This is a genomic window from Arcobacter sp. AHV-9/2010 (genome assembly GCF_004116575.1).
Classification (GTDB): domain Bacteria; phylum Campylobacterota; class Campylobacteria; order Campylobacterales; family Arcobacteraceae; genus Aliarcobacter; species Aliarcobacter skirrowii.
The window spans coordinates 114,271-125,432 of the sequence record NZ_PDKH01000003.1; the positions used below are offsets into that span (position 1 = coordinate 114,271).

9 protein-coding genes are annotated in these 11,162 nt (G+C 28.8%); all 9 read right to left on the minus strand.

Translation table 11 applies throughout. From position 1 onward, the window contains the following. Positions 1 to 65: 65 nt before the first annotated feature. The 9 genes from CRU94_RS06195 to CRU94_RS06235 all read right to left on the minus strand — a co-directional run bounded on the left by CRU94_RS06195 (position 66) and on the right by CRU94_RS06235 (position 11,109). Complete coding sequence (locus CRU94_RS06195) at positions 66 to 2,954, minus strand: methyl-accepting chemotaxis protein (RefSeq protein WP_129105919.1); 2,889 nt, start codon at positions 2,952 to 2,954, stop codon at positions 66 to 68. Positions 2,955 to 3,015: 61 nt separating this feature from the next. After that, positions 3,016 to 4,548, minus strand: a complete 1,533-nt coding sequence (locus tag CRU94_RS06200) for an AAA family ATPase (protein WP_129105920.1) — start codon at positions 4,546 to 4,548, stop codon at positions 3,016 to 3,018. A 2-nt stretch (positions 4,549 to 4,550) separates the two neighbouring features. Next, positions 4,551 to 5,414 carry an NAD(+)/NADH kinase gene (locus CRU94_RS06205; RefSeq protein ID WP_129105921.1) on the minus strand — a complete coding sequence of 288 codons (864 nt, stop codon included), beginning with the start codon at positions 5,412 to 5,414 and terminating at the stop codon, positions 4,551 to 4,553. Between the two features lie 122 nt (positions 5,415 to 5,536). After that, positions 5,537 to 7,645, minus strand: a complete 2,109-nt coding sequence (fusA, locus tag CRU94_RS06210) for an elongation factor G (RefSeq protein WP_129105922.1) — start codon at positions 7,643 to 7,645, stop codon at positions 5,537 to 5,539. A 9-nt stretch (positions 7,646 to 7,654) separates the two neighbouring features. Then, entirely contained in the window at positions 7,655 to 8,122 is a 468-nt protein-coding gene (gene rpsG / locus CRU94_RS06215; protein WP_129105923.1) for a 30S ribosomal protein S7, read from the minus strand. Between the two features lie 15 nt (positions 8,123 to 8,137). Further along, positions 8,138 to 8,518, minus strand: a complete 381-nt coding sequence (gene rpsL, locus CRU94_RS06220; RefSeq protein ID WP_066160183.1) for a 30S ribosomal protein S12 — start codon at positions 8,516 to 8,518, stop codon at positions 8,138 to 8,140. A gap of 204 nt (positions 8,519 to 8,722) precedes the next feature. After that, a complete protein-coding gene (locus tag CRU94_RS06225) occupies positions 8,723 to 9,343 on the minus strand; it encodes a type II secretion system protein (protein WP_129105924.1) in 621 nt (206 codons plus the stop codon). Further along, the gene (locus CRU94_RS06230) at positions 9,340 to 10,536 is read right to left on the minus strand and encodes a hypothetical protein (RefSeq protein ID WP_129105925.1); all 1,197 of its coding nucleotides are present in this window, start codon (positions 10,534 to 10,536) and stop codon (positions 9,340 to 9,342) included. Before CRU94_RS06230 ends, CRU94_RS06225 begins: the two co-directional genes overlap by 4 nt. A 3-nt stretch (positions 10,537 to 10,539) precedes the next feature. After that, entirely contained in the window at positions 10,540 to 11,109 is a 570-nt protein-coding gene (locus CRU94_RS06235; protein ID WP_129105926.1) for an anthranilate synthase component II, read from the minus strand. Positions 11,110 to 11,162: the final 53 nt, after the last annotated feature.

Genomic DNA, 11,162 nt, shown 5'->3' on the forward strand with positions numbered 1-11,162 from the left:
TTAAATTTTTAGGGGATTGTATCTTTTTTTTGATAAATCTTAAGTTTTGCGACAAGCAAAGAGCTTTAGAAGCTCTCCCACTCATCATCAGATTTTGAAGCTTTAAACTCTTGTTTTGGTTTTTGCTCTAAAATTTTTATATCTTTAGCCTCTGTTGTTATCTCTTTTGGCTTATTTATTTCAGGTTTTGTTGTCTCTACTTTTAGATTAGTTTTTTTAGATATATTATCAATTTTAACTTGATCAAGCGATTTAAATACTTTAAAAATTGATGTATCAAGTTGCTTTGATAACTCTTTTAATCTACTCTTATCAGGGCTTTTTTTACAATCCTCATTAATATACTCTTGAACACTTGTATGCACAAGTTCATGATACTCTTTTAAAGTTTTCCAGTTCTGATTTTTTGTAAATACTAAACCATTTTTCTCTTGTTCTATAATCCATTTTCCTAAATCACACTCTGTTGATTTTGTTACACTCCAAGCAACTTTTCCTTGACCTATTTTATCAAAGTTTGTAAGCTTGAATTTTACATGATCATTTTTTAGTTTTGAAACTTTAAATACTAAATCTATATCTTCAATAATGCTAGGATCTACTTGTTTAAATTTAGCTCTATCTGCTATTTTTAAAAGATTACTTGATAAACTTGATGCTTCACTTGCAAGATTACTTATAACTCTTGAAGAGTTAGCATTTACTTGAGTTACTCTATCAAGAATATTAATAGTATCATTTATTTGAAGTATTCCTATCTCTTCCTCTTTTGTACCTTTTGATACATCTTCTATTAAAACAATAGTCTCATCAATTCTTTTATTTAACTCTGTATAGCCAATTTTCATACTATTTGCTATCTCTTTACCTTCATTTGCTTTTGAAGTTGCTATTTCAACAATATTTTTAATCTCTTTTGCTGCTTCTGCACTTCTATTTGCTAAGTTTCGCACCTCTTGTGCAACAACTGCAAACCCTTTTCCAGCCTCTCCAGCAGTTGCAGCTTCAACAGCTGCATTTAAAGATAGAATATTTGTTTGGAATGCTATTTGATCAATTACCTCAATAGCTTCATTTATTGAACTAACCTCTTTATTAATTTGATCCATTGCTTCATTTGTTTTAGAAGCTAAAGTTTCACCTTGTTTTGATGATTTTTGAAGCTGTGAAGCCAGAATTGACATTTGAGAAGTCTTTTGAACACTCTGTTTAATAATAGATGTAATCTCTTCTATCGCAGCTGCTGTTTGCTCTAGACTTGCAGCTTGTTCTGTTGCTGAAGTTGATAACTCTTTTGCAGATTTTGAAAGAATTGCTGTATCATCATTTAATTTTGTTCCAGTTGATACTATCATTGATAAAAACTCAGATACAGTATGACCAATTAATTGAGTACTTGTAGCAAGTGAAGACATTATTCCATTTACTTTTGTAACATCAATTTGTGAGTTGCTATCTGAGAAGTTTGAACTACCATATTCAACCAAAGTGTTATTTAAAGTATTAAGATTTTGATTAGTCTTTTCAATCATCTCATTTATAGAGTCTCTTAAACTTTGAATTTGAGGATTTGAAGAGGTCTTTTCAATTTTATATACATAAAATCCTTGAGAGATCTTTTCAATAACCTCATCAACATTTGCAATTACTTTCCCATCTTCTACATATCCATCTTTTAATTTTTGAATATATCCATTAAAGCTATCAACAATCTTTCCAATCTCATCATTTGATTTTTTTCTAATTCTATCAGCTTGTTCATTTCCACTTGATATATCATTTATTGCAATATCAAGTTCATCAAGTGGTCTTATAATTGCATGATTTACTAAATAGCTATATATTAAATTAGCAATAAGCATAATCAATAAAGAGAAGCCTATAATACTATATATTATAGAATTTATTTTACTATTAGCACTAGCTTGCATTAAAGCAATCTCTTCTTCTATATCATCAACATATGCACCTGTTCCAATTATCCAATCCCAAGGTTCAAACCTTTGAACATATGAGAACTTCTCTTTTGGATCATTTTTCTTATTTGGTTTATCCCAATAATATTTTACAAGTCCACCCTCTTTTTTCTCATTTGTAATTTTTGACATCTCTACAAATAGTTTAGTTCCATAAGGATCTGCATAAGTGCTTAAATCCGTTCCATTTAAAGCTTGATTTGTTGGGTGGTGAATCATTTTTGGATGTGAGTCATTAATCCAAAAATAGTCATTATTTGCATATCTCATATCAGATATTGTTTTTAAAGCCTCTTCTTGAATTCTAGCTGTAGCATTTTCAACATATTCACCTGTTCCAATAACCCAATTATAAGGAGCAAATAGTTTAACAAAAGAGACTTTTAATTGTGGTTCAGTAAATCCTGGTTTTGGCCAAACATAATCAATAAATCCCTCTTGATTTTTTTTAGCAATAGAGGCAAACTCTTTAAAAATCTGTTTACCTTTTGGATCTTTGTAGTTATACATATCTTTATCATTTAAAGATGGATTTATTGGATGAATTAAAACAACTGCATCGAAATCATTAATCCAAAAATATCCAGTAGAACCATATCTAGTAGAGTTTACAATATTTTTTAATCTCTCTTTTAAAGCGCTTTCTGATATTGTATTTTTATATTTTTGATACTCACCTTCTAAAATAGTAAATAAAAACATAGTCTGTTTTTTAAGCTCTTCTTCTAACTCAAGTTTAACTTTTTCTATATCAGTTCTTGCATGATACGCTTCAACTGTCTTCATAGCCAAAGAGACATAATTTTTAAGCTCTTCCTCTTTTTTTGCGTAAGCCTCTTTTTTATAGTTCTCAATTCCCTCATTTGAATACTCTTTTATAGAGTAAATAGCAACAAATGCAACTGCAAGTGAAATTATAACTATAGTAAGAATTGATAATATTAAAAGTTTGGCTTTTATTGATATATTATTTATCATCTTATCTCTCCATTTCAACAAATGTTTGATTATACCATTTATTATAAAAATTGTAGAAAAATTAAGATTTTATTATATTTTTAGCAAACTCTATTGCTTCATTTGTAACATTTTCGCCACTTATCATTCTTGCTATTTCATTTACTCTTTCATTATTATTCAACTCTTTTACAGTTGAAACTCCATTGGTTTTTTCAACCAAGAAGTGTTGATTTGCACTTGATGTAAGCTGTATTTGGTGTGATATTGCAAATATTTGATAATTTTTACTTAGGCTTATGAGCACATTTGCTATTGCTTCACTCTCTTTTCCACTTAAATTTGCATCTATCTCATCTAAAAACAGAATTCCATTTTCACCAATATCAAGTTTTGAAATTGCACTTAAAAGTGCAAGTCTTAATCTATTGTATTCACCAGAACTTATTGTTTGCAAAGATACTTGATTTAACTTAAAGTCTATGTAATCAACTCCACTACTATCAAGCTCTTGATTTTTTAAATCAATTTTTGCACTACTTAAATATAAAAACTCTAAATAATAATTTACATCTTTTTCGAGTCTTATTAATCCCTCTTTTCTATAATCACTCATCTTATTTGCTAAATCTAAAACATAAGTTTGCAAAGATTGATATTTTTTCTCTAAATCACTCTTTTCAAAACTAATATTCATATAACTATCTAGCTCTTTTTGTTTTTGCTCTTTATAGTTGAGTGCATCTTCTATTGAACCAAATTTTTTTATTAGATTTGATATCTTTTCAATTCTATCAAGAGTTGATTCAATATCAATATCTTCAAGCTCTCCTAAAGTATCATTTGATTTTTCTAAAATATTATTTAGCTCATTTATAGCTTCATCAAAAAATGCACTATTTATCTCTAAAATTTCTAAAAGTTCATTAACTCCACTAACATGCTCAAATATTTTTGTAGCTTTTAAACTAGCTCTCTCTATCTTCTCTTTTTTTGCAAGAGATTTTTTTAGACTATTTAACTCTTCATACTCATTTAATTTTGGATTTATCTCTTCTATTTTTGATATCTCAAATCTTGCAAACTCTTTTAAATCTTCTAAAATTTTCTCATCTTCATTTAATTTATCTAATCTCTTTTTTATCTCAACAAGCTCTTTATAGTTGTTTACAAAATCATTTTTAAGTGCTTTAAATCCACTAAAATTTTTACTTGCATATCTATCTAAAAAATCTATTAAAACTTCACTTTTAAAATCACTTGTATCTTTTAAGCTTAAATATTTAATTATACTATTTGATATCTCACTTAGTGATTTTTTTGATATGCTTTGATTATTTAAAAAATATCTTGTTTTATCTTTTTTAATACTTTTTAAAACAATATCCTCTTCAAAGTTTATATCAAACTCTTCATTTTTTATTTTTGAATTATTTATATTTAGCTCAGCTAACTCACTTTTTATCTCTTTTAATCCAAAAAGTGCTAAAAACTCTTGCATCAAAATAGATTTTCCAGCTCCACTTGGACCTGTAAAGATATTTAATCCACTATTAAACTCTAATTCAAGCTCTTTAAAACTTAAACAATTTTTTATATAAACTCTTGTTATCAAACTTAGTTACCCCATCTTAATTTTTCACTTAAAACTTTAAAAAAGTCTCTTTTTGTTCTATAAAGCATCTTTGCACTCTTTTTTGATATTTTAATATTTACAATCTCATTTTGCTTTAAATCATAAAGGTCTTGACCATCAACTATAACAGTCGCTTCATCACTTGGTGTTTTAAACTCAATTTCAAAATCAGCTGGTACAACTATTGGTCGTTGGGTTAGTGAGTGAGCTGCAACTGGAGTTATTATAAACGCATTTGTAAGTGGATAAACAATTGGTCCACCAACAGATAAATTATATGCAGTTGAACCACTTGGAGTTGATACTATTAAACCATCACCATAATATGTATTAAACTCTTTTTTATCAATTTTTGCTTTTATCTCAAGCATTGAAGATAGATTTTTTCTAGATATTACTATATCGTTAAATGCTATAAATTTTCTATCTCCTATTTGTGCTTCTATCATCATTCTTGGTTCAATTTTATAATCATTTATTAGTAAATCTTCAATAAAAGTTGGTAAATCTTCTAGTTTTAAATCTGTTAAAAACCCCAAAGTTCCCAAATTTATTCCTAAAACTGGAAGATTATATTTAAAAGATTTTCTAACTACTCCAAGAAGTGTTCCATCTCCTCCAATAGAGATTAAAAAATCAGATTTTTGGCACATTAAATCAAAATCTAATCCATTTTGAGAAATCATTTGCGCACTATTTTTTTCTAAAATCAACTCTATATTTTTATCCAAAAATAGTTTTTGTACTTTTAAAAAAGCATCTTTTAGTTCTGGACTATTTGGTTTAAGAACTACACCAATATTTTCAATCTTTTTTAAGTGTTCACAACTTTTTTCTAATCTCAATTCATCCAACTTTTTTTAAATTTATATGAAAAATCGATTGTATTAAATATCTCATATAAATCTAATAAAAAAAGGGAATATGCAAAAGCACATCCCCTTTAAAAAAACCTAAATTAATGAAATTATCCGTTTCTTTTTTTGATAATCTCTTCAGATACATTTCTTGGAACCTCTTGGTATGAATCAAACAACATTGAGTAAGTTGCTCTACCTTGAGACATAGATCTTAAATCTGTTGAGTAACCAAATAGTTCTGATAATGGAATCATTGCAGTAACAAGTTTGATACCCGCTCTATCATCCATAGATTGAACTTGTCCTCTTCTTTTATTACAATCCCCAATAACATCTCCCATGTACTCTTCTGGAGTCTCAATTTCAACTTTCATAATTGGCTCAAGTAATACTGCACCTGCAGCTGCACTTCTACAACCTTGTTTGAATCCCATTGAAGCAGCTAATTTAAACGCCATTTCAGATGAGTCAACTTCGTGGTAACTTCCATCATAAAGTGTAACTTCAATATCAACCATTGGGTAACCAGCTAAGATACCACCTTGCATTGCTTCAAATGCACCTTTTTCAACAGCTGGAACATACTCTTTTGGTACAACCCCACCTTTAATTTCATTATTGAATTTAAATGTTGGTTCACTACCAGCTGGAAGAGGTTTAATCTCTAAGTAAACATGTCCATATTGACCTTTACCTCCAGATTGTTTTGCATATTTGTACTCTTGCTTAACAGCATTTCTAATAGTCTCTCTATATGCAACTTGTGGAGCTCCAACTTCTGCTTCAACTTTAAACTCTCTTTTCATTCTATCTACAAGAATTTCAAGATGTAATTCACCCATTCCAGAAATAATAGTTTGACCTGTTTCTTCATCTGTATTTACTCTAAATGATGGATCTTCTTCAGCTAGTTTTCCTAAAGCAATACCCATTTTTTCTTGGTCAGCTTTTGTTTTTGGCTCAACAGCAACACTAATAACTGGATCTGGGAAATCCATTCTTTCTAAAATTACTGGATCTTTTTCACTTGCAAGTGTATCACCTGTAATTGTATCTTTAAGACCAACAACTGCACCAATTTCTCCAGCATAAAGCTCTTTAACTTCTTCTCTAGAGTTTGCATGCATTTTAAGTAATCTTCCGATTCTCTCTTTTTTCATTTTTGTTGAGTTATATACATATGTTCCAGACTCTAAAATTCCTCTATATACTCTTGTAAATGTCAATTGTCCAACAAATGGGTCAGTCATGATTTTGAATGCTAATGCTGCAACTTCACCTTTATCAGTTGAAGCAACAGTTACAGCCTCACCATCTTGAGTCTCACCTTTAATATCAGCAACTTCAGTTGGAGCTGGTAAATACATAGCAACTGCATCAAGTAATGGTTGGATACCTTTGTTTTTAAATGAAGTTCCGCAAACCATTGGAGTAATTTCCATTGCTAAACATCTTTTTTTAATTCCAGATGTAATTTCCTCTTCAGTTAACTCTTCACCACCAAGGTATTTATCCATTAAATCTTCACTTGCTTCAGCAGCAGCTTCAATTAGTTTTTCTCTGTATTCATTAGCAGTATCAACTAAATCAGCTGGAATATCTTCAATTTTATACATCTCACCAGCTTGTGCATCAAGAGTATAAGTGTAAGCTTTCATTTTTACTAAATCAACCATTCCTCTAAATTGATCTTCTGCACCAATTGGAATTTGAAGTGGAACTGGATTAGCTTTTAATCTATCTTTTACTTGATTCATAACACTAAAAAAGTTTGCCCCTGTTCTATCCATTTTATTTACATAGATAATTCTAGGAACTCCATATTTATTTGCTTGTCTCCAAACTGTTTCAGATTGTGGTTGAACCCCACCAACTGAACAAAATACTGCAACAGCACCATCAAGAACCCTCATAGATCTCTCAACTTCAATAGTAAAGTCAACGTGACCTGGAGTGTCAATGATGTTTATTTGTAACTGTTCATTTGTTTTTGGGTGATTCCAAAAACATGTTGTTGCTGCAGAAGTAATTGTAATACCTCTTTCTTGCTCTTGCTCCATCCAGTCCATTGTTGCTGTACCTTCATGAGTCTCACCAATTTTGTGAGAGATTCCTGTATAAAAAAGAATTCTCTCTGTACTTGTAGTTTTTCCTGCATCAATGTGTGCAGCAATACCAATATTTCTAACTCTATTTAAGGGTACTTTTCTTGCCATATTTAATTCCTACCATCTGTAGTGTGCAAATGCTTTATTAGCCTCTGCCATTCTATGTACATCTTCTTTTTTCTTAAAAGATGCTCCTCTTTCGTTTGCAGCTTCGAATAGTTCGTTTGCTAATCTTTCTACCATTGTTCTTTCATTTCTTTTTCTTGAAGCATCAATAAGCCATCTAAGTGCTAAAGTTTGTCTTCTTACAGCTCTAACTTCAACAGGAACTTGGTATGTAGCTCCTCCAACTCTTCTACTTCTAACTTCTAAAAGAGGTTTAACATTCTCTATTGCTCTTTCAAAAAGATCAAAACCTTTCTCTTCACCTCTTTTATCTAGGTTATCTATTGCACCGTAAAGGATTTTTTCTGCAACAGATTTTTTACCATCTAGCATAATTGCATTAACAAATTTTGTAATAACTTTACTATTGTAGATAGGATCAGCCATTACTTCTCTAACTGGAGCTTTTCTTCTTCTCATTTTCTATCCTTCTACTTATTTTTTAACTTTTGGTCTTTTTGTACCATATTTAGATCTAGATACAGTTCTGTTATTTACTCCAGCACTATCTAACGCACCTCTTACAATGTGGTATTTAACCCCAGGTAAATCTTTTACTCTTCCCCCTCTTACAAGCACAATTGAGTGTTCTTGAAGGTTATGACCCTCTCCACCGATATATGAAATAACTTCAATTCCAGTAGTTAATCTAACTTTTGCAACTTTTCTTAAAGCTGAGTTAGGTTTTTTTGGAGTTGTTGTATATACTCTTGTACATACTCCTCTTCTTTGTGGACATTTTTTTAAAGCTGGTGATTTTGATTTCTCAACCACTTTTTTTCGCTCTTTTCTAATAAGCTGTTGTATAGTAGGCATTTCTTTCCTTTATAATATTTGGTTTGAGTAGCTATAGCCCTACTCATGCTTCTCGTAATTTTCAAAATATATTTGAAACGATACTACCATTCTAGGAAACCTTTGAGTGTTTTCTAAAAAAGTTTTGCATTATATCTAATTGCTCTTAAACTTTACTTTATTCAAAATATTCAAAACTGGATATTTTTAAAATATTATCATCTGTTATAATCTATTTATAAAACCAGTTTTAGGATAAACTATTATCTCTTTTTCATAATTATTATTTGAAGTAAATTTTATAGAGCAAGGTTTTGTTATCTCATACTCATAAGTTTCATTATCAACATTTGATAATTTTGAATATACTCTTCCATCTTCACCAAAAGATATTTGCCCAAGAGATGTTGTGTTATTACAAGATATATCAACACTTTTTACATTGTAATTTCTTAAAAGTGAAAAAGGGCTATATTTATCATCATCTTTGCAAAAATTTGAATTTGTAATATATCTATTTGTTAATGGATCTTTTAAAGCTTCCTCTTTATTTGTATGCCCTAAAGTGTTATTATCTGTATAAATTGAGATATAAACTCCACCACCTTCATTTTCTCTGCATCTTAAAAATTTCATTGTCCATCTTTGTTTATGCCAAGTAGAGTTTTCTAAATCTGTTTTATCATCTATTAAAGCTTTATATCTTAAAAAATTAAGATATAACTCTATTTTAGAGACAAATAGATTAAATTTGTAAGTTGAATCTTTTATGTAAATAGTTGAATAAATTATTGAAAATATAGTTAAAATTATAATAAGTTCTAAAATAAAAAATGACTTCTTCATAGTTTTTTAAGATAAAAAGTTAGCATCTCTTTACCAAAATATGTTATTACAATTTTTTCATCATAGTTGTAAAACTCTTCTGAAGATAAAAAATAATCCTCTTTATCACCTATTTTATAAAATCTTAATCTCAAAGCTAAGACTTTATCACTAGTAACAATATTTTCAACTCCTCTTGATTTTAACTCATTTGCTAACTCTTTTGCAAAATGGTACTCATTTGCAAAGTGTTTTGTTGGCTTATCTAAAATTAGATAGAGTGGTTTATTTACAAAAGTAAACAGAACATTTAAAAATAGAAAAAATAGTACAAAATAGGCAAAAATATTATAATTTCTTCTAAACTCTTTTAATCTAACTCTATAAGCATGAAAAAATATCACCATCATTGAAGGTACAAAAATTACAACAAATGGAGCAAAATCTTCAATATATACTTTTTGTCTAAAAGATAATATTATTGATAATACCAATGCCGTAGCACTTATATACCATATTAAATCAACTTTTTTATTTACAGCTGTTCTATAAATTGCATATAAAAAGTATAAAAAGAGTACTGGAGAAAATATAGCTGCATATATCCCAAATGTATCAAGCAAAAACCCTTTTGGAGTCCCTTCAACTCTAAATTCATAAACAAAAAATGAGATGATTGCTAAAGCTAAAGATATAGACATAAGCTTTTTATCACTATCTCTAAATGAGTATAAAAATAGTGCTACAAACAATATAGCAAATGAGTTATCAACTAGTAGTAAAAATGGTAAAAGATAGTATAGATGTTTATTGTAAGTTTTATAATAATATATATATGAAAGTGTGAAAAATGTAACAACTATTGCACTATTTACAAGAATTGCTGCACTTAAAAGTCCTGGTAAAAACATAAAAATTAAAATTGTAATAAATCTATCTTTTGGTAGCTTAAAGTAACCATCTGTAATTTTGTACATTAAAATAACACTCAAAAAATAGAAAATTACAAAAGGGAACCTAAGTGCTAAATCATTTTGTCCAAAAAAAGCTGTAGATATTTTTATTAAAAGTGTCAAAACAGAAAAATTTTCAAAGTAGTTTAAAGCCTCTTTATATGAGATGCTTAATACATCATTTACCTGAATAAACATCATATATAGGATAAAAATGAGAACAATATAAAAAAGAGTGCTATAGGCTACTTTTGAAAACATATTTTAAACCTTTAAAAAATTTTCAAACATCTTATGTCCATATTCGCTTAAAATAGACTCAGGGTGAAATTGTACTCCAAAAACATTTTTATCTTTAATCTCTAAAGACATAATCTCATCATCATCCAAACTTTTTGAAGTAACTACTATCTCTTCTGGAAGATTCTGTTTTTCAACTATTAAAGAGTGATATCTTGTTTGTGTAAACTCACTTGGTAAACCATCAAATATCTTTGTATCTTTTAATACCTTTATTTTTGAAGTTTTTCCATGCATCAAATTTTTTGCACGAACTACTTTTGCTCCAAAAGCTTGTGCTATTGCTTGATGTCCTAAACATATACCAAAAATTGGTTTTTTGCCACTAAAATATTTTATTACATCTAAACAAACTCCAGCTTCATTTGGAGTAGCTGGTCCTGGAGAGATTATAATTTTACTTGGATTTAACTCTATAATCTGCTCTAAAGTTAACTCATCATTTCTTACTATTTTCAAATCAGCTTTTAGTTCTAAACAGTATTGAACAATATTGTAAGTAAAGCTGTCATAATTATCAATCATTAAAATCATAAATCTATTTTCCTATTAAAAAATGTGTTATTATACCAATAATTTATAAATTT